The following is a 19091-nucleotide window of genomic DNA, read 5'->3' as shown; positions in this document are numbered from 1 at the left end:
TCACTTCAGCCCGCTGTAGTTCAGCGGCACCCATTCGTAGCCCTTGCCCTGCGCGCGCAGGTGGCCGAGGCCGGGGAACGAGAGGTGGGCCGAGCCGACCAGGTAACCCTGCTTCGCAGCTTCGGCGTAGGCACGCTTGCGCTGCACGGCGGCGTTCTTGCTGTCGCTGTCGAACTGGATCGTCACACCGGGCTCGGGGAACTGCACCGCGGCCACGTGCATCAGGTCGCCCCACAGCACCAGCGTCTGGCCTTTGCTCTCGACCCTGTAGACGGCGTGGCCGGGCGTGTGGCCGTAGGTGGCGACCGCCTTGACGCCGGGCACGAGTTCGGTGTCGCCGTCGAAGGTCTTGAACTTGCCTGCCGTCACGTAGGGGTTGAGCGATGCCTGCGCGCCCTGGAAGAAGCCTTTCATCTCGGCCGGCGCCTTGTCGAGGTTGGCCTGGCTGAGCCAGAAGTCGGCGTCGTGCTTGTCGGCCCGCACGGTCGCGTTCGGGAACGCGAGCTTGTCGGCGGCCATCAGCCCGCCCACGTGGTCGGCATGCATGTGGGTGATGTAGATCTCGTCGACCTGCTCGGGCTGGTAGCCGGCGGCCTTCAGGTTCGCGACCAGGTTGCCGAGCGTCGGGCCGAACAGGCTGGCCGCGCCGGTGTCGATCAACACGAGCTTGGTGCCGGTGTTGACGAGGTAGCCGTTGACCGAGGTTTCCAGCGGCGCTTTCAGGAAGCTGCGCGCCAGCGTCTTCTGCGTCTTGGCGGCGGTGGTTCCGGTGAGCAGCTTGTCGACCGGCAAGGCCACGGTGCCGTCGGACAGCGCCGTCACTTCGAAGTCGCCCAGCATCACACGGTAGTAGCCGGGTGCCTGGGTCTTGACTTGCGGCGCCGCGGCGTGGGCGCTGCCGATCATCACGAACGCGCTCGTGGCAGCAACGGCGGCGTGCTGCAGCCAGCATGAAAGTCGGGGCATGAAAACTCCTGAGTTCGCCAAGGAGCCGGGAGCATACGGGGAACCGGCATTCGTTGCTGGCGGGCGTGACAAACGCACGTGCCCGGGCTGCGGGCGTATGGCAAATTTCAGGAACACATCAACAAGAAACTCAGGGAGACTGCATGGATTCATCGACACGTCACGCATTGCTGGCCGCGCTTCTGGCCGCCGCCGCCCTCGGCCACGAGGCCCGCGCCGCGAGCAGCACCCGCTTCGAGCCCGCCGCGCAGGTTGCCGCCACGAAGCTCCAGCTCAACGGCTCGGGCACACGCTTCAAGGCGATCTTCAAGGTCTACGACATGGCCTTGTACACACCGCGCAAGGTCGGCACCGTGGAAGAGCTGATGGCGCTGCCAGGCCCGAAGCGCCTGCAGTTCACGGCCTTGCGTGAACTGCCCGGCACCGACCTCGGCCGGCTCTTCCTGAAAGGCATGTCCGAAAACGCTTCGAAAGACACTTACCAGAAGCACACGGTCTCGGCCACACGGCTGATCGAGATCTTCTCGGGCCGCTCGAAACTCGCGCCGGGCGATTCTTTCGCGATGGACTACCTGCCCGGCAAGGGCACGCAGTTCTTCATCGCCGGCCAGGCCCAGGGCGAGCCGGTGGGCGACGCCGAGTTCTTCGGGCTGGTGCTGGGCATCTGGTTCGGCCCGTCACCGGCCGACCGCACGCTGAAAGACGCGTTGCTCGGGCACGAAAAAGAAACGCAGTGACCAGCGGACGGCCGCTCAGCCCCGCTCGAACTTGAACACCGCCACGCTGGCCATCAGGTTTGGCCAGCGCCGCACCGCGGCCCCGGCCTGGATGCCGAAAGCGTCGAGGATGCGCAGGCCGTCCTTGCGCGCCAGCACCTCGAAGTCGGCATAGGTCGCGACGCGGATGTTCGGCGTGTCGTACCACTGGTAGGGCAGCACCTTGGTGACCGGCATGCGCCCGCTCACCACGTGCAGGCGGTTCGGCCAGTGCGCAAAATTCGGGAAGCTGACGATGCCGATGCGGCCCACACGCGCGGTCTCGCGCAGCATCTTCTCGGTGTTGCGCAGGTGTTGCAGCGTGTCGAGCTGCAGCACCACGTCGAAGCTCTGGTCTTCGAACAAGGCCAGGCCTTCTTCGAGATTGAGCTGAATCACGTTCACGCCGCGCTGCGTGCAGGCGAGCACGTTGGCGTCGGCTATCTCGATGCCGTAGCCGCTGCACTGGCGGTGGTCGCGCAGGTGCGCCAGGAACTCGCCGTTGCCGCAGCCGAGGTCGAGCACGCGCGAGCCCGCGGGCACGAGCTCGGCGATCAGCTCCATGTCTTTTCTGTCGCTCATCGCATTTCCTTCGCGATGATGTCGAACCGCGCCCGCAGCACGCCGTGATAACGCGCGTCGTCGAGCAGAAAGGCGTCGTGCCCGTGCGGCGCGTCGATCTCGGCATAACTCACGTCGCGCTTGTGGTCGACCAGGGCCTTCACGATCTCGCGCGAGCGTGCCGGCGCAAAACGCCAGTCGGTCGTGAAGCTGACGATCTGGAACTTGCACACCGCCGCGGCGAACGCGGCCGTGAGGTCGCCGCCGAACTCGCGCGCCGGGTCGAAGTAGTCGAGCGCGCGGGTGATCAGCAGGTAGGTGTTGGCGTCGAAGTACTCGCTGAACTTGTCGCCCTGGTGGCGCAGGTAGCTCTCGATCTCGAACTCGATGTCCTGCGTGGTGTAACCCGGCGCGCCGTTCTTGAGGCTGCGGCCGAACTTGGCTTCCATCGCGTCGTCGGACAAATAGGTGATGTGCCCGATCATGCGCGCCACGCGCAGGCCGCGCCGCGGCACCGTGTTGAAGCGGTAGAAGTGGCCGCCGTGGAATTCGGGGTCGGTGACGATGGCGCGCCGCGCCACTTCGTTGAAGGCGATGTTCTGGGCCGACAGGTTCGGCGCCGTGGCCACGGCGATGCAATGGCGCAGGCGTGTCGGGTAACGCAGCGACCACGACAGCGCCTGCATGCCGCCCAAGCTGCCGCCGATCACCGCAGCGAGTTGCGTGATGCCCATCGCGTCGAGCAAGCGCGCCTGCGCGTCGACCCAGTCTTCGACGGTCACGACGGGAAAGTCGGCGCCGTACGGCAGGCCGGTGTCGGGGTTCGTCTGCATCGGCCCGGTCGAACCGAAACACGAACCGGGGTTGTTCACGCCGATGACGAAGAAGCGGTTCGTGTCGAGCGGTTTGCCGGGGCCGATGAGGTTGTCCCACCAGCCTTCGCTGCCCTTGCGCGTGGCCCCGTCGTCGCCCGCATAGGTGCCGGCGACATGGTGGCTCGCGTTCAACGCGTGGCACACCAGCACCGAGTTGCTCTTGTCGGCGTTGAGCGTGCCGTAGGTTTCGAATGCCAGCGTGTAGTCGCGCAACTGCGCACCGCTGCGCAAGGGCAGCGGCTGTGCGAAGAACTTGGACTGCGGCTGAACGTCGCCGATCGAACTCATGACACCCCAATGAAAAAACCCGGCTCCGCTGCAAGGGCGGACACCGGGCCGGCGTCCCTCTTTAGCGGCATTTTTTAAGCGCCCGCAATTCGGAACAAATCGGCGCTGGCGCAAGTATAACGAGCCGCATGGCGCGCCGTCATCGGTGCGTCACGGCGCGGCCCCAACATCTTGTGTCGCCCGGGCAAGCACCCGATCATGGGTGGCCCGCCCCTACACACCGAGGAGACAGCATGCAACGCACCCTGCTCACCCTGACCCTGGCCGCCTGCACCGGCCTGCTTCCCGGCCTGGCGCTGGCCGACCGCGACGACGACGATGACCATCGCGACGGCCGCGAGCGGCCGAGCGTGCAGATCGGCGTGCGCCCCTACTTCCTCGTCAACGACATGACCCCGAGCCCGCTCAAGCAGAAGCTGCTGGCGTGCACGAACAAGGAAAGCTTCAAGCGCACTGCGTTCTCGATCGGCCACCGCGGTGCGTCATTGCAATTCCCGGAACACACCCAGCAGTCGTACGAGGCGGCGGCGCGCATGGGCGCGGGCATCGTCGAGTGCGACGTGACGTTCACGAAAGACAAGGAACTGGTCTGCCGCCATGCGCAGAACGACCTGCACACGACCACCAACATCCTGGCCACGCCGCTGGCGCAGAAGTGCATCAAGCCCTTCGTTCCGGCGACCTTCGACGCCAATGGCACCCGCCTGACCGCGGCGAGCGCCGAGTGCCGCACCAGCGAGATCACGTTGGCCGAGTTCAAGACCCTGCGCGGCAAGATGGACGCGTCGAACCCGAACGCGCGTACCGTGGCCGAGTATCTCGGCGGCACCGCCAACTTCCGCACCGACCTCTACGCCGGCCCGAGCAGCGGCACGCTGCTCACGCACAAGGAGAGCATCGAACTCTTCAAGCGCCTCGGCGTGAAGATGACGCCCGAGCTGAAGAGCCCGAGCGTGGCGATGCCCTTCGACGGCTTCACGCAGCAAGCCTACGCGCAGAAGATGATCGACGAGTACAAGGCGGCCCAGGTGCCGGCACGCAACGTCTGGCCACAGTCGTTCGACAAGAACGACGTGTTGTATTGGGTGCAGAACGAACCGGCCTTCGGCCGCCAGGCGGTCTACCTCGACGACGCCAACACCGTGGCCGACCTGCCCGACGCCGCCGAACTGGCAGGCTACCGCGCCGCAGGCATCCGCATCGTGGCGCCGCCGATCTTCGCGCTGCTGACGGCCGACGCGAGCGGCAACATCCTGCCGTCGCGGTACGCCACTGACGCCAAGCGGGCGGGCCTGGACATCATCACCTGGTCACTGGAACGCTCGGGCATCCTGGCCGACGGCGCCAACGGCTTCTACTACCAGACCTTCGACTCGGCCATTTCGCGCGAAGGCGACGTGATGCGGGTGCTCGACGTGCTGGCCAAAGACGTGGGCATCATCGGCATCTTCTCCGACTGGCCCGCCACGGTCACGTTCTACGCCAACTGCATGGGGCTGAAGTAGGCCCCGAAAGTCAGCCGTAACGCAGGTTCACCAGCTCGTGCGGCGGCTGGGTGTCTTCGAAGCCCGACGAATGGAACACGGTGCCGGCAGCGCCCTGCTCTCGCCATGCCGACGGGCCCCGGTGCTGGCGCTCCCTGTGCCACATGAGCAACTGGTCGACCAGCACCCAGACCACGATGGCACCCACAAGCAGCGCGACAGCCAGCATATCGACCTCCGTTCGGCTTGGGCGGTGCGCCTGATCGCGCCACCCGAGCAGTCAATCTACGCCCCTCGCCGGCGCGCATCAAGCTGCCGAACCCCCGCGAATGCGGGCAGGGGAACCGCCGTGTCGCGCGGTGCGGCCCTGTTCCGCCGTGAGCTGTTGCCGCCGCTGTGGCGGCGCGCTCACACCCCCCAATAAGCGGGGTCGACGCCGGCTGGTACGAGCGATTCAATAGCCCCATGCGTCTCGTACCCCCCATCACCTACGCTCACGCGATGCCAGCGACCCGGCAGCCGAAGAAGCCACGGAAGATGCGGGCGCCCTCGCGCCTGCCCACGGTCTACCCGACCCAGTCTTCCTACCTTCGTCGCCTGCTCTGGGCGCTCGGCTTCGGCCGCTGATCCGCCCGCAGGCGGTCTGACGCGGGCTCGCCAAGAGCCTGCGGCGATCGACGCACGGCGCGCAGCCGCCATCCCACACCCCGCCGCAGAGCTCGAACTGAGCGGCAATCGGGGCATTCCCGCGCCCATTGCCGTCATCGTGCCGGTCTACCATCGCGCCAAACTCGATGGGAGACAACCCATGTTCGACTGGCTCAAGAAACTGGACCAGCACTTCCCGGTGCGCTACACGGCCTGGTTGCTGTGTGCCGTCGCCATGATGCTCAGCGCCTTCAGCTGGGTCGCTTTCGACACCGGCGGCGTGCTCGTTCTGGTGTTCATGCTGCTCACCGCGCTCGGCTTTCGCGACACCCAGCAGACCCGCCATTCGGTGCTGCGCAACTACCCGGTCATCGGCCACCTGCGCTTTCTGCTCGAATTCATCCGGCCGGAGATGCGCCAGTACTTCATCGAAGGCGACAACGAAGCCGCGCCCTTTTCGCGCCAGCAGCGCTCGCTCGTTTACCAGCGCGCCAAGGGTGATTCCGACAAGCGCCCGTTCGGCACGCAGATGGACGTGGGCGCGGTCGGCTACGAATGGATCAACCACTCGCTGATGCCGACCGAGCTCAAGCGCCACGACTTTCGTGTGCTGATCGGAGAAGGCCGCGCCCAGCCCTACAGCGCCAGCATCTTCAACATCTCGGCGATGAGCTTCGGCGCGCTCAGTGCCAACGCGATCCTCTCGCTCAACGCCGGCGCCAAACAGGGCAACTTCGCGCACGACACCGGCGAAGGCTCGATCAGCCGTTATCACCGCGAAAACGGCGGCGACCTGATCTGGGAGATCGGCTCCGGCTACTTCGGCTGCCGCAACGCCGACGGTTCGTTCAGCGAAGAGCGTTTCACCGAGAACGCGCTGCAGCCGCAGGTCAAGATGATCGAGCTCAAGCTGAGCCAGGGTGCCAAGCCCGGCCACGGCGGCGTGCTGCCGGGGCCGAAGGTCACGCTCGAGATCGCCGCCGCGCGTGGTGTCGAACCTGGCGTCGACTGCGTTTCACCGGCCAGCCACAGCGCCTTCAACACACCGATCGAGATGATGCATTTCATCGAGCGGCTGCGCACGCTCTCGGGCGGCAAGCCGGTCGGCTTCAAGCTCTGCATCGGCCACCCGTGGGAATGGTTCGCGATCGCCAAGGCCATGCTTGCCACCGGCATCACGCCCGACTTCATCGTGGTCGACGGTGCCGAGGGTGGCACCGGGGCGGCGCCAGTCGAATTCACCGACCACGTCGGCGCGCCGCTGCAGGAAGGGCTGCTGCTGGTGCACAACACCCTGGTCGGCTTGAACCTGCGCAAGCAGATCAAGCTCGGTTGCGCCGGCAAGGTGATCACCGCATTCGACATCGCCCGCATGCTCGCGCTCGGTGCCGACTGGTGCAACGCGGCGCGCGGTTTCATGTTCGCGCTCGGCTGCATCCAGGCCCAGGCCTGCCACACCGGCCACTGCCCCACGGGCGTGACCACGCAAGACCCGCAGCGCCAGCGCGCACTGGTGGTGCCGACCAAGGCGGAGCGGGTCTTCCACTTCCACATGAACACGCTGATGGCGCTGAAAGAGCTGGTGCAGGCGGCCGGGCTCAACGACCCGAGCGAGATCACGGCGGCCCACATCGTTCGGCGCAGCGCCGAGCACAGTGTGAAGCTGCTGGTGAACCTGTTGCCCTTCGTGAAACCCGGCGAGCTGCTGCGCGGCGAGATGACGCAGCAGGTGTTCAGCACCTACTGGCCGATGGCGCAGGCGGAAAGCTTCAGCGTCGTGATCGACGCCTGAAAAAAGATCAGCCGGTGGGCGGCAAGGTGTCGATGAAGCTCTGCCGCGCGTAGAGCTTGTCGGCCAGCCTGGCCAGGTTCGCGTGCGACTCGCGCCACTTGACCGCCGGGAAGCGGAAGTCGAGGTAACCGAGCGCACACCCGACCGCGATGTCGGCCAGCGACAGGTGAATGCCGGAACACCAGGGCTTGTCGGCCAGGCCGGTGCTGATGGCGCCCAGGCAGGCGTCGATCTTGCCCATCTGCCGGTCGACCCAGGCCTGGCTGCGCTGCTCGGCGCTGCGGCCGGGCCAGGTTTGCTCCAGGCGCGCGAGGATCGCGGCGTCGAGCAGGCCGTCGGCCAGCGCTTCCCAGGTGCGCACTTCGGTGCGCTCGCGGCTGCCTTCGGGGATCAGGCGGCTCACTGGCGAGCGGGTGTCGAGGTACTCGACGATCACGCGCGAGTCGAACACCGCTTCGCCACCCGAGAGCACGAGGCACGGCACCTTGCCGAGCGGGTTCGACTTGAGGATCTTGTCGTTGCCCCACACGTCTTCGAGTTCGAGCTGGAAGTCGAGCTTCTTCTCGGCCATCACGATGCGCACTTTGCGCACGTAGGGGCTGGTGAGTGAACCGATGAGTTTCATTGTGGTGGCCGCCCCTGTTGCCTTCTCTTGCTCGATCTTGTCTTGCTTGAATTCATTCTAGCGGCGCGGCCCTGGCGCCACCGGTCAGCGGCGTAGCGCCCAGTCCACAGTGTCGGGGCGGCCGGGCAGGCTCAGGCTGGCGGTGGCGGCCGGCGTTCGCGCCACGATCTGGCCGCGCCGCACCACCATGAGGCGGTTCGCCCGCAAACGGATCGCATCGGCCGGGTCGCGGGCCTGCAACAGCACAAGATCGGCGTACTGGCCGGGCGCGATGCCGTAATCGGCCAGGCCGAGGATCTGCGCCGCGTTCACGGTCACCGCATCGAAACACGCCCGCATCTGCGCCTGCGAGGTCATCTGCGCCACGTGCAGGCCCATCTGCGCCACTTCGAGCATGTCGCCCGAGCCGAGCGAATACCACGGGTCCATCACGCAGTCGTGGCCGAACGCGACCGTGATGCCAGCGGCCATCAGCTCGGGCACACGGGTCATGCCGCGGCGCTTCGGATAAGTATCGTGGCGGCCTTGCAGCGTGATGTTGATCAGCGGGTTGGCGATGGCGTTGACCTGCGCTTCGCGCATCAGCGGCAACAGCTTGCTCACGTAGTAGTTGTCCATCGAATGCATCGACGTAAGGTGCGAGCCGGTCACGCGGCCGTGCAGGCCGAGGCGCTGGGTGTGAAAGGCCAGCGTCTCGATGTGGCGCGACATCGGGTCGTCGCTCTCGTCGCAATGCATGTCGACACGCAGGCCGCGCTCGGCGGCCAGTTCGCACAGCACACGAACCGACTCGGCGCCATCGGCCATCGTGCGTTCGAAGTGCGGGATACCACCGACCACGTCCACGCCCATGTCGAGCGAACGTTTCAGGTTGGCCATTGCGCTGGGCGAACGCAGCACGCCGTCTTGCGGGAACGCCACGAGCTGCAGATCGAGATACGGCTTCACGCGCTCCTTCACGTGCAGCAGCGCCTCGACCGCGAGCAACCGGTCGTCGCACACGTCCACGTGCGTGCGGATCGCGAGCAGGCCTTTGGCCACCGCCCAGTCGCAGTACTGCAGGGCACGTTCGACGAGCGCTTCCTGCGTCAGATGCGGCTTCAGCTCGCCCCACAGCGCGATGCCTTCGAGCAGCGTACCGCTCTGGTTCACGCGTGGCAGGCCGTAGCTCAGCGTCGCGTCCATGTGAAAGTGCGCGTCGACGAAGGGCGGGCTCAGCAACAGCCCGCCGGCTTCGATCACCGGCACGCCTTCGGGCGGTGGCAGGTTCGGGCCGACGGCGGCGATGCGGTCGGCCTCGACGAGCACGTCGATGCCGGTGCGGCCGTCGGGCAGGGTGGCGTTGCGGATCAGCATGGTGGTGTGAAGGCGTGAACGGGTAGGAAAGTCGGGCGATGACCTCTCAGGTAATGGCCTCGCGGCGCCATCGGCGCGAGCATACGGTCAACCGCAACGAAGAAGGAGCAGTGGATGAGCAGCGAATACCTCCCCCTGGCCGTGGGCCACATGATCGGCCTGGGCGCCATCGGCTCATGCCTGGGCGTCGGCCTCTTGGGCTCGAAGTATCTCGAAGCCTCGGCGCGCCAGCCCGAGCTGATGGAGCCGTTGCAGAACAAGGTGTTCTTGCTGGTGGGCGTGCTCGACGGCGCGTTCATCATCGCGACCGGCATCGGCCTGTGGTTCGCCACCGCCAACCCATTCGGCAAGTGAGCTGCGGCGGGCGCCTTCACGAGCGCTCGCCCTTGCGGTAGGGCTTCATCAGCGCCTGCGGGTAAGCCGCACGGCGGGCCACCAGCACCAGCGCGATGATCGACAGCAGGTAGGGCAGCATCAGGTAGACCTGATAGGGCACCGAGAAGCCGAACAGGCCGGTGCCCGACTGCTGCAGCCGCAACTGCAGCGCGTCGAACAGCGCGAACAGCACCGCACCGAGCAGCGCCTTGCCCGGCCGCCACGACGCGAACACCACCAGCGCCACGCAGACCCAGCCGCGGCCGTTGACCATGTTGAAGTAGAAGGCGTTGAACGCGGCCAGCGTGAGAAAGGCCCCCGCCACACCCATCAGCGCCGAGCCGGCCATGATGGCGCCGATGCGCAAACGCGCCACATCGATGCCCTGCCCTTCGGCGGCGGCCGGGTTCTCGCCGACCATGCGCAGCGCCAGGCCGAGCGGGGTGCGGTACAGCACGTAGCCGATCAGCGGCACGAGCACGAGCGCCAGCAGCGTCAGCGGCGTCTGCCCCGAAAGAACCGGCACCGGCAGCCAGCTCATCTCGGCGAACGGCTGGATCGTCGGCGGGCTGTCGACCTTCGGAAAGCTCACGCGGTAGGCGTAACTTGCCACGCTGGTCGCGAACAGCGTGATGCCCAGGCCCGAGACGTGTTGCGACAAGGACAGCGTGACCGTGAGCACGCCGTGCAACAAACCGAACGCGGTGCCGACGAGCGCCGCCACCAGCACGCCGAGCCACAAGCCGCCGCCCTGGTACACGGTGAGCCAGCCCGCGAACGCACCCGCGACCATGATGCCTTCGATGCCCAGGTTCAACACGCCGGCGCGCTCACACAACAACACGCCCAGCGTGCCCAGGATCAGCGGCGTCGCGATGCGCAGCACCGCCACCCAGAACGGCAGGCTGAACAAGAGGTCGACGGTTTCAGCGAGCAAGGCGCGGCCCTCCGAACACGAAGCGGTACTGCGCGCACATCGTCGCGACCAGCATGCTGAGCAAGGAGACCGCCACGATCACGTCGGCGATGTAGGTCGGCACGTTCACCGCGCGGCTCATGCTGTCGGCACCGACCAGTACGCCAGCCACGAACACCGACGCCGCCACCACGCCGAGCGGGTTCAGTGCCGCCAGCATCGCGATCACGATGCCGCTGTAGCCGTAGCCGGGCGACATGTCGAGCGTGAGGTAGCTCGTGCGCCCGGCCACCTCGATGGCACCGGCCAGCCCGGCAAGAGCGCCCGACAGCAAGGCCACCTTCACGTTGACCCACGCGACCGGCATGCCGGCGAAGGCCGCGGCGCGCGCGTTGGCGCCGACCGCGCGGATCGCGAACCCGGTCGTCGTGTACTTCAGCAAGGCCCACAAGGCCACGGCCAGCGACAGTGCCCACAACAAGCCGGTGTGCACACGCGTGCGCTCGACGAGCCTGCCGAGTTGCAGGCTGTCCTGCAGCGCCACGCTCTGCGGCCAGCCCATTGCGCTCGGGTCTTTCATCGCACCGTCGAGCATCATCGAGACGAACAGCAGCACGATGAAGTTCAGCAGCAGGGTCGTCACGACTTCGTCGACACCGAGCCGGCTTTTCATCAAGGCGGGCCCCAGCAACAGCAGCGCGCCCGCGGCGGCCGCCGCCAGCATCATCAGCGGGAACAGCAGCCACGGGCTCAACTCGAAGCCGTTGCCGCCGTGCAGGCCACCCACCGCCACGGCCGCCAGCGCGCCGGCATACAGCTGGCCTTCGGCGCCGATGTTGAAGAGGCGCGCCTTGAACGCCACCGCCGCTGCCAGGCCGGTCAGGATGAGCGGCGTGGCACGCGTGAGTGTTTCGCTCCACGCGAAGCGCGAGCCGAAGCCGCCTTCGAGCAGCAGCGCATAGGCCTTGCCGACGGGTGCGCCGGCCCAGGCCACCAGCACCGAGCTGACCAGCAAGGTGAACGCGACGGCGATGAACGGCGCGCCGAACTGCATCGCGCGCGACACCTGGGCGCGGCGCTCAATGCGCATGCTGCACACCCGCGTCGGAGGTGCCGGCCATCGCCAGGCCGATGCTGGCGGGCGTCCAGTCGGCAACCGGTTTCGCGGCGGTGAGCCGGCCGTGGTGGATCACCGCGATGCGGTCGGCAATCGCGAAGATCTCGTCCAGGTCTTCGGAGATGAGCAGCACCGCCGCGCCCTGCGCACAGGCGTCGAGCAGTTGCTGGTGCACGTAGGCGACAGCGCCGACGTCCAACCCCCAGGTCGGCTGGTCGGCCACGATCAGCACCGGCGGCTTCGGGTCATGCGGGTCGCCGGTCAAGGCGCGGCCGAGGATCAGCTTCTGCATGTTGCCGCCCGAGAGCGCGGCGGTCGGTGTGGCCACACCCTGCGCCTGCGTGCCGCGCACGTCGAAGCGTTCGATCAGCGTGCGCGCGTGCGCTTGCGCCGTGGCGCGCCGCAACCAGCCAGCGCGCGAAAAGGTCGGCGTGTCGAAGCGTTCGAGCACGGCGTTTTCCCAGACGGCCAGCTCGCTCACGACACCGACCGCATGCCGGTCTTCCGGGATGCGCGCCACACCGGCGCGCACCCAGTCGCCGGGCCGCGCGGCCATCGGCTGCCCTTGCAGTTCGAGCCGGCCGCTGCTCGCGGCGTGCAGGCCGAACAGCAACTCGGCAAGCGCTTGCTGGCCGTTGCCGGCAACGCCGGCGATCGCGACCACTTCACCGTCGTGCAGGTCGAGGTCGATGCCTTCGAGCCGGCTCGCCGCAGCGGCCACGCCGACACCCCGCAGGCTGCAGGTCAGCGCGCCCGGCGCCCGCGCGCGCCGCTGCGCCGGCTCGACTTCGCGCCCCACCATCAACGCCGCCAGTTCGGCCTTGCTGGCGCCCGCCGCAGGCAGTGCCGCCACCAGCTTGCCACCGCGCAGCACGGCGATGCGGTGCGACACCCGCAGCACCTCGTCGAGCTTGTGGCTGATGAAGATCACGCTCAAGCCTTGGGCGATCAGCTGCTGCAAGGTGCCGAACAGCGACTCGGCCTCGGCCGGCGTGAGCACCGCCGTCGGCTCGTCGAGGATCAGGATGCGGGCGCCCTGTCTCTTGTCACTGCCCACGAGCGCTTTGAGAATCTCGACCCGTTGGCGCTCGCCGACCGACAACTGTTCGATCAAGGCGTCGGGGTTCACCTGCAGCCCGAAGCGCTGCGCCGTGTCCACCAGCCGCTGCCGCGCCGCGCTGCGCCGCGAGAACGGCTGCCACAGTGGCTCGGTGCCGAGCATCACGTTGTCGAGCACCGAAAGGTTGTCGGCCAGCGTGAAGTGCTGGTGCACCATGCCGATGCCGGCCGCGAGCGCCGCTTTCGGGTTGCCCGGCGGCAGCCGCTCGCCGAAGGCTTCGATGTGGCCTTCGTCGGCCAGGTAGTGCCCGAACAGGATCGACACCAGCGTGCTCTTGCCGGCGCCGTTCTCGCCGAGCAGCGCGAGCACCTCGCCCGCGCCCAGCTCGAGCGAGATCGCGTCGTTCGCCACCAGGCTGCCGAAGCGCTTGGTGATGCCCGAGAGCCGCAGCACCGGCGCCGCAGCGGAAGGTGCCGCGGCGCTGGCCGCCATCACTTGGCCGTCGGTTTGGGCTGGTTGTCGTCGACCTTCACGCTGAAGCTGCCTGCGAGGATCGCTTTCTCTTTCGCCTGCACCTTGGCCACGATGTCGGCCGGCACTTTCTTCTCGAACGTGCCGAGCGGGCTGAGCGCGCTGCCCTTGTGTTTCATCATCGAGTACTCGCCGTATTCCTTGGCCTCGAACTTGCCGGCTTTCACCGACTTGATCGCCAGGTCGATCGTGGGCTCCATGTTCCACAGCGCCGAAGAGACCACGGTGTCGGGGTACTTGTCCTGCGTGTTGATCACGTTGCCGATCGCGAGCTTGCCCTTTTCCTTGGCCGCATCAGACACACCGAAGCGCTCGGCATACATCACGTCGGCCCCCTTGTCGATCATTGCGAAGGCGGCTTCCTTGGCTTTCGGCGGGTCGAACCAGCTGTTGATGAAGCTGACCATGAACTCGACCTTGGGGTTGGTCTCTTTGGCGCCGGCCATGAAGGCGTTCATCAGCCGGTTGACTTCGGGGATCGGGTAACCGCCGACCATGCCGATCTTGTTGGTCTTGCTCATGCCGCCGGCGATCATGCCGCTCAGGTAGGCCGGTTCCTGGATGTAGTTGTCGAACACGCCGAAGTTCGGCGCCTGCGGCTTCAGGCTCGAACCGAGCAGGAAGCTGATCTTCGGGTAGTCCTTCGCCACCTTGCGCGCGGCCGCCTCGACCGCGAACGCTTCGCCCACGATCAGCGTGTTGCCGGCTTCGGCATAACCGCGCATCACACGTTCGTAGTCGGCGTTGGTCACGTTCTCGCTGAACACGTACTCGATCTCGCCGCGTGCCACGGCTGCCTTGAGCGCCTTGTCGATGCGGCTGACCCACTGCTGCTCGACCGGCACGGTGTAGATCGCGGCGACCTTGAGCTTGGCCTGCGCAAAAGCGCTCGGGCTGAGACCGGCGAGCAGCCCGGCGGCCGCGAAGGCAGCCAGGGCATGGCGGCGAAAACTCTGCATGAATCATCTCCTCGAAGGGGTTGGAAAGAGCGCTCGTCGGCGCAGGTGCCGATTAAGCAAGAGGCGTTCCTCGCGCGCAACGGGGTCTGCCCTGCTCCCTGAGCGGTGCTAGATTGCGCCCCACTACAAACAAGACAGGGAGCAACTCCAATGGCCGACACGATTCCGGCACCGATCGACGCGCTGCGACCCGCGGCCCCTGCGAGCCGCCCCTTCGGCCGTGCGGAGCCCGTGCGGCACCGCTTGCCGATCACCTTCAGCGGCTCGGGCAGCGAGTACTTCAGGATCTGGATCGTCAACCTGCTGCTCACGCTCGTCACGCTCGGCCTGTACTTTCCCTGGGCCAAGGTGCGGCGCCTGCGCTACTTCTACGGCAACACTTCGGTGGGCGAACACGCGTTCGACTTCCACGGCGAGCCCGGCCGCATGCTGCGCGGCTTTCTGCTGGTGGGCGCGATGGCGCTGCTGTACGGGCTGGCGAGCAAGGTCTCGCCGATCTCGGGGCTGATCGCGCTGCTGATCGTGGCGGCGATGTGGCCGGCGCTGTTTCGCGCGTCGCAACAGTTCCGCATGGCCAACACGAGCTGGCGCGGCCTGCGGTTCCGTTTCAGCGGCGACCTGCCCGGTGCCTACAAGGCGATGCTGCCGCTGTTCATTCCCGGCCTGCTGACGCTGGGCGCGGCGCTGTTCGCCGGGGCCCCTGAAGCCACCGACGCGCCCGACGTCGTGGGCTCGCTGGTTTTTCTGGGCGTGGGGCTGGCCGCGATGCTGCTCGTCCCCCTGTTCCTGTGGCTGCTCAAGAGGTACCAGCACGGCCACTACGCGCTCGGCCAGTTGCAGACCGAGCTGCGCACCAGCGCCGGCTCGTTCTATGTGATCGCGCTGAAGACGCTGGGCGTGAGCGTGCTGGCCGCGCTGGCAGGCGCCGCGGTCGCGTTGGTCTTCGGCGGCGGCAGCATCCTGGCGCTGATGTCGGGCGGCGGCAAAGGCGCGGCCAGCACGGCATTCCTGGTCACGTTCCTGATATTCGTCTTCGCGTTCTACGGCGGCATCATCGTCGTGGTGCAGCCCTACGTGGTGTCGCGCCTGCAGAACCTGGTGTGGGGCCGCACCGGCAGCAGTCAGGTGCGTTTCGAAAGCGATCTGCGCTTCTGGCCCTTCTTCCGACTCACGCTGAAGAACCTGCTGCTGATGATCGTGACACTGGGCCTGTACTGGCCTTTCGCCAAGGTCGCGGTGGCCCGCATGCGGTTGCAGGCCGTGACCGTCGTCACCCGGCTGGCGCCCGACGAGCTGGTGGGCTCGCTGCGCGAGCGTGCCGATGACGCCGCGGGCGATGCGGCCGGTGACCTGTTCGGCATCGACATCGGCCTGTGACAGACGCAGCCGCCACGCTGGCCGCTGACCATTTCGATGGTGTGTCGGCCCGTGCCCGGCGGGTGCAGTTGCGCATCACGCAGCAAACACTGCACATCGAAGGCGACGGCGTGAACCTGCAGTGGCCACTGGCGGAGTTGCGCCTGCCCGAACGCACACGCCACGGCGGGCGTGTGGCGCACTTCGCCGGCGGCGGCTCGGTGCAGGCGCTGAACGCGGCCGACTGGGACGCCTGGCTGCGCGCCGCCGGCATTGGCGACTCGGCGGTCGTGAAGGCGCAGCAGAGCTGGCGCAGCACACTCGTCGCGGTGTTGCTCCTGCTGGTGCTGGCCGCGGCCGGTTACCAGTGGGGCGTGCCGTGGCTCACGCGCGGCGTGCTGGCCGCCCTGCCCGTGGCCGCCGACCGCGCCATTGGCGACGCGGTACTGAATTCGTTCGACGGCGCGCTGCTGCTGCCGAGCAACGTGCCCGCCGCCCGGCAGCAGGCGCTGCGCGAGGCGCTGGCGAGCGCAGCGGCACGCGACCCGCACCCCTCGCCGCACGAGTTGCGCTTCCACACCAGCCCGAAGACCGGCACAGCGGCCGACGCCCCCACCCGGCTCGGCGCCAACGCCTTCGCGCTGCCGGGCGGCACCGTGGTGGTCACCGACGAGATGCTGCAGATGCTGCAAGGGCGTGACGACGTGCTGATCGGCGTGCTCGGGCACGAACTCGGCCACGTGCGGCGGCGCCACGGGATGCGCATGCTGATCCAGGCCTCGCTCATCGGCGCAGCCGCCAGCATCGCCTGGGGAGACTTCAGCACCGTGCTCGCCACAGCGCCGGTGCTGCTCGGCCAGAACGCCTATTCACGCGACTTCGAGCGCGAGGCCGACGCCGATGCGATCGTGTTCCTGCGCGCCAACGGCCTCTCGCCGGCGGTGATGCTGGAGCTGTTCGAACGCCTGAAGGCACGGCAAGCCACGAAACAAGCCGAGCCGCCTGCGGAACGCCAGGGTTTCGACCTCGGCATCGCGCTGGCCAGCCACCCGGCCGACGCCGAGCGCATCCAGCGGTTCCGCGACGCCGCGGCGCGCTGACAGCCCGACGGCAAAACCTACAATCAGCGGTTGCCTGCCGCTTTTTGCCGCGCCCTGCGCGAACCCGCCATGAACCTCTCTGCCCTGTCCGCTCTCTCGCCGCTGGACGGCCGCTACGCCGCGAAGGTGGCGGCCCTGCGCCCGCTGCTTTCCGAGTTCGGGTTGATGCACCGGCGTGTGCAGGTCGAGGTCGAGTGGTTCATTGCGCTGTCCGACGCCGGGTTCGCAGAATTCAAGCCGCTCAGCGAAGCCGCCCGCGGCCTGCTGCGCGGGCTGGTGTTGCGCTTCTCAGAAGCCGACGCGCAGGCCATCAAGGACATCGAGCGCACCACCAACCACGACGTGAAGGCGGTCGAGTACTGGCTCAAGAGCCGCTTCGAGGCCACCGCCGAGCTCAAAGCCGCCGGCGAGTTCGTGCACTTCGCCTGCACCAGCGAAGACATCAACAACACCAGCCACGGCCTGATGCTGCGGGCCGCGCGCGCCGAGGTGCTGCTGCCGGCGATCGACCAGCTGGTCGACAAGCTGCGCTCGATGGCCCACGCCCTGGCCGAGGTGCCGATGCTGGCGCGCACCCACGGCCAGACCGCGAGCCCGACCACCGTGGGCAAGGAAGTGGCCAACGTGGTGGCGCGCCTGGCCCGTGCGCGCGAACGCATCGCCGCGGTGCCGCTCACGGCCAAGATGAACGGCGCGGTCGGCAACTACAACGCCCACCTCTCGGCCTACCCCGGATTCGACTGGGAGGCGTTCTCGCGCCGCGTGGTCGAAGGCGACGGCAAGAGCGGCGGCCTGGGCCTCACGTTCAACCCCTACACCACGCAGATCGAGCCGCACGACTGCATGGCCGAGCTGTTCGACGCCGTGACGCGCACCAACACGATCCTGATCGACTGGTCGCGCGACGTCTGGTCTTACGTGAGCCTGGGTTACTTCAAGCAGCGCACGAAAGAAGGCGAGATCGGTTCGAGCACGATGCCGCACAAGGTCAACCCGATCGACTTCGAGAACGCCGAAGGCAACTTCGGCCTGGCCAACGCGCTGCTCACGCACCTGAGCCAGAAGCTGCCGATCAGCCGCATGCAGCGTGACCTGACCGACAGCACCGTGCTGCGCAACATGGGTGTGGCGCTCGGTTATGCGCTGCTCGGCTACGACTCGCTGCTGCGCGGCCTGGGCAAGCTCGAAGTGAACGAAGAAGCGCTCGCCGCCGACCTCGACGCCGCCTGGGAAGTGCTGGCCGAGCCCATCCAGACCGTGATGCGCCGCTACCAGCTGCCCAACCCCTACGAGCGCCTGAAAGAGCTGACGCGTGGCAAGGTGATCACGCGTGAAGCGATCGCGGCGTTCATCCACACGCTCGAGATTCCACCCGCCGAGCGCGAACGCCTGCTGGCCATGACACCCGGCAGCTACACCGGCCATGCCGCCGAGCTGGCCAAACGCAGCGCCTGAACCACATGAACTTCACCGCCCAACTCGCCCGGGCCGAGGCCCTCAACGACTCGCTTCTGTGCGTGGGCCTCGACCCCGACCCGTCCCGGTTCCCGGGCTCGTGGAAAGACGACCCGGCGCGCATCTTCGACTTCTGCGCGAGCATCGTCGACGCCACGCGCGACCTGGTGATCTCGTTCAAGCCGCAGATTGCCTACTTCGCCGCGCACCGCGCCGAAGAACAGCTCGAACGCCTGATCGCGCACATCCACGCCGTGGCACCCGAGGTGCCGGTGATCCTCGACGCCAAGCGTGGCGACATCGGCAGCACGGCCGAGCAATACGCGCACGAAGTGTTCGAACGCTACCGCGCCGACGCGGTGACGCTCTCGCCCTTCATGGGCTTCGACTCGGTCGAGCCCTATCTCAAGTACGAAGGCAAGGGTGTGATCCTGCTGTGCCGCACCTCGAACCCCGGCAGCGCCGACCTGCAGGCGCAAACGCTGCAGTCGGGTGACCAGGTCTTCGAGCACATCGCACGGCTGGCCAGCGGCGAATGGAACCAAAGCGGCCAGCTCGGCCTGGTGGTGGGCGCCACCTACCCGGCCGAGATTGCCCGGGTGCGCGAACTCGCCCCCACGCTGCCGCTGTTGATCCCCGGCGTGGGCGCACAAGGGGGCGACGCGGTCGCCACCGTGCGTGCCGGCTGGCACGGTGACGCTGAAGGCCGAACGCGGGCGCCGATCATCGTCAACTCGTCGCGTGCGGTGCTCTATGCGAGCCGGGGCGACCACTTCGCCGAGGCGGCCCGCCAGGCCGCTTTCACCACCCGTGACGAGCTGAACCGGGCGCGCCGCCCCGCGGTCGCCCCCGCCTGAGCTCGACGCCACAGC

The 19091-nt window shown here is 67.6% G+C and carries 19 protein-coding genes and 1 riboswitch; of the genes, 9 read left to right on the top strand and 10 right to left on the bottom strand.

Annotated features, from left to right (window positions below; genetic code table 11):
- Entirely contained in the window at positions 1-906 is a 906-nt protein-coding gene (locus AC30PD_RS05800; RefSeq protein ID WP_489534963.1) for an MBL fold metallo-hydrolase, read from the bottom strand.
- A gap of 203 nt (positions 907-1109) precedes the next feature.
- Here AC30PD_RS05800 and AC30PD_RS05795 point away from each other — a divergent pair, with 203 nt between their 5' ends.
- Complete coding sequence (locus tag AC30PD_RS05795; protein ID WP_489534703.1) at positions 1110-1703, top strand: chalcone isomerase family protein; 594 nt, start codon at positions 1110-1112, stop codon at positions 1701-1703.
- 15 nt (positions 1704-1718) lie between these two features.
- Here AC30PD_RS05795 and metW read toward each other — a convergent pair whose 3' ends face one another.
- Entirely contained in the window at positions 1719-2303 is a 585-nt protein-coding gene (metW, locus tag AC30PD_RS05790) for a methionine biosynthesis protein MetW (protein ID WP_489534702.1), read from the bottom strand.
- Positions 2300-3445, bottom strand: coding sequence for a homoserine O-succinyltransferase MetX (gene metX, locus AC30PD_RS05785; RefSeq protein ID WP_489534701.1), 1146 nt, complete (start codon positions 3443-3445; stop codon positions 2300-2302). Before metX ends, metW begins: the two co-directional genes overlap by 4 nt.
- A 39-nt stretch (positions 3446-3484) precedes the next feature.
- Positions 3485-3561: riboswitch (SAM riboswitch) on the bottom strand.
- A gap of 117 nt (positions 3562-3678) precedes the next feature.
- On the opposite strand from metX, the gene AC30PD_RS05780 reads away from it, so the two are divergent.
- Positions 3679-4950: a glycerophosphodiester phosphodiesterase family protein gene (locus AC30PD_RS05780; protein ID WP_489534700.1), complete on the top strand. Its 1272-nt coding sequence runs from the start codon at positions 3679-3681 to the stop codon at positions 4948-4950.
- A 10-nt stretch (positions 4951-4960) separates the two neighbouring features.
- Here AC30PD_RS05780 and AC30PD_RS05775 read toward each other — a convergent pair whose 3' ends face one another.
- Entirely contained in the window at positions 4961-5158 is a 198-nt protein-coding gene (locus AC30PD_RS05775) for a hypothetical protein (RefSeq protein ID WP_489534699.1), read from the bottom strand.
- A 236-nt stretch (positions 5159-5394) separates the two neighbouring features.
- Here AC30PD_RS05775 and AC30PD_RS05770 point away from each other — a divergent pair, with 236 nt between their 5' ends.
- Positions 5395-5556: a hypothetical protein gene (locus AC30PD_RS05770; protein ID WP_489534698.1), complete on the top strand. Its 162-nt coding sequence runs from the start codon at positions 5395-5397 to the stop codon at positions 5554-5556.
- Between the two features lie 181 nt (positions 5557-5737).
- Positions 5738-7369, top strand: a complete 1632-nt coding sequence (locus AC30PD_RS05765) for an FMN-binding glutamate synthase family protein (RefSeq protein ID WP_489534697.1) — start codon at positions 5738-5740, stop codon at positions 7367-7369.
- A 7-nt stretch (positions 7370-7376) separates the two neighbouring features.
- Here AC30PD_RS05765 and AC30PD_RS05760 read toward each other — a convergent pair whose 3' ends face one another.
- Positions 7377-7994, bottom strand: a complete 618-nt coding sequence (locus tag AC30PD_RS05760; protein ID WP_489534696.1) for a glutathione S-transferase family protein — start codon at positions 7992-7994, stop codon at positions 7377-7379.
- Between the two features lie 84 nt (positions 7995-8078).
- Positions 8079-9350: an amidohydrolase family protein gene (locus AC30PD_RS05755; RefSeq protein WP_489534695.1), complete on the bottom strand. Its 1272-nt coding sequence runs from the start codon at positions 9348-9350 to the stop codon at positions 8079-8081.
- A 114-nt stretch (positions 9351-9464) separates the two neighbouring features.
- Here AC30PD_RS05755 and atpE point away from each other — a divergent pair, with 114 nt between their 5' ends.
- Positions 9465-9704, top strand: a complete 240-nt coding sequence (gene atpE / locus AC30PD_RS05750) for a F0F1 ATP synthase subunit C (RefSeq protein ID WP_489534694.1) — start codon at positions 9465-9467, stop codon at positions 9702-9704.
- A gap of 16 nt (positions 9705-9720) precedes the next feature.
- On the opposite strand, the gene AC30PD_RS05745 is transcribed toward atpE, so the two are convergent.
- Genes AC30PD_RS05745 through AC30PD_RS05730 form a run of 4 tightly spaced genes read right to left on the bottom strand, consistent with a single transcriptional unit; the run spans position 9721 to position 14308 of the window.
- Positions 9721-10662, bottom strand: coding sequence for an ABC transporter permease (locus AC30PD_RS05745; RefSeq protein WP_489534693.1), 942 nt, complete (start codon positions 10660-10662; stop codon positions 9721-9723).
- Positions 10652-11731, bottom strand: a complete 1080-nt coding sequence (locus AC30PD_RS05740; protein ID WP_489534692.1) for an ABC transporter permease — start codon at positions 11729-11731, stop codon at positions 10652-10654. The genes AC30PD_RS05745 and AC30PD_RS05740 overlap by 11 nt, the downstream gene beginning before the upstream one ends.
- Entirely contained in the window at positions 11721-13310 is a 1590-nt protein-coding gene (locus AC30PD_RS05735) for an ABC transporter ATP-binding protein (protein WP_489534691.1), read from the bottom strand. Before AC30PD_RS05735 ends, AC30PD_RS05740 begins: the two co-directional genes overlap by 11 nt.
- Entirely contained in the window at positions 13310-14308 is a 999-nt protein-coding gene (locus AC30PD_RS05730; RefSeq protein ID WP_489534690.1) for a BMP family protein, read from the bottom strand. Before AC30PD_RS05730 ends, AC30PD_RS05735 begins: the two co-directional genes overlap by 1 nt.
- A gap of 150 nt (positions 14309-14458) precedes the next feature.
- On the opposite strand from AC30PD_RS05730, the gene AC30PD_RS05725 reads away from it, so the two are divergent.
- From AC30PD_RS05725 to pyrF, 4 genes are all read left to right on the top strand, one after another.
- Complete coding sequence (locus AC30PD_RS05725; protein ID WP_489534689.1) at positions 14459-15685, top strand: YjgN family protein; 1227 nt, start codon at positions 14459-14461, stop codon at positions 15683-15685.
- Positions 15682-16764 carry a M48 family metallopeptidase gene (locus AC30PD_RS05720; protein ID WP_489534688.1) on the top strand — a complete coding sequence of 361 codons (1083 nt, stop codon included), beginning with the start codon at positions 15682-15684 and terminating at the stop codon, positions 16762-16764. Before AC30PD_RS05725 ends, AC30PD_RS05720 begins: the two co-directional genes overlap by 4 nt.
- Before the next feature lie 69 nt (positions 16765-16833).
- Entirely contained in the window at positions 16834-18219 is a 1386-nt protein-coding gene (gene purB, locus AC30PD_RS05715; RefSeq protein WP_489534687.1) for an adenylosuccinate lyase, read from the top strand.
- Between the two features lie 5 nt (positions 18220-18224).
- Positions 18225-19076: an orotidine-5'-phosphate decarboxylase gene (pyrF, locus tag AC30PD_RS05710; protein WP_489534686.1), complete on the top strand. Its 852-nt coding sequence runs from the start codon at positions 18225-18227 to the stop codon at positions 19074-19076.
- The last annotated feature ends 15 nt before the right edge of the window (positions 19077-19091 follow it).

It is taken from the genome of Rhizobacter sp., from assembly GCF_032229685.1.
Lineage (GTDB): Bacteria > Pseudomonadota > Gammaproteobacteria > Burkholderiales > Burkholderiaceae_C > LMDS01.
Note: the sequence above shows the minus strand (reverse complement) of the source record. Positions and strands in the feature narration are given on the sequence as shown.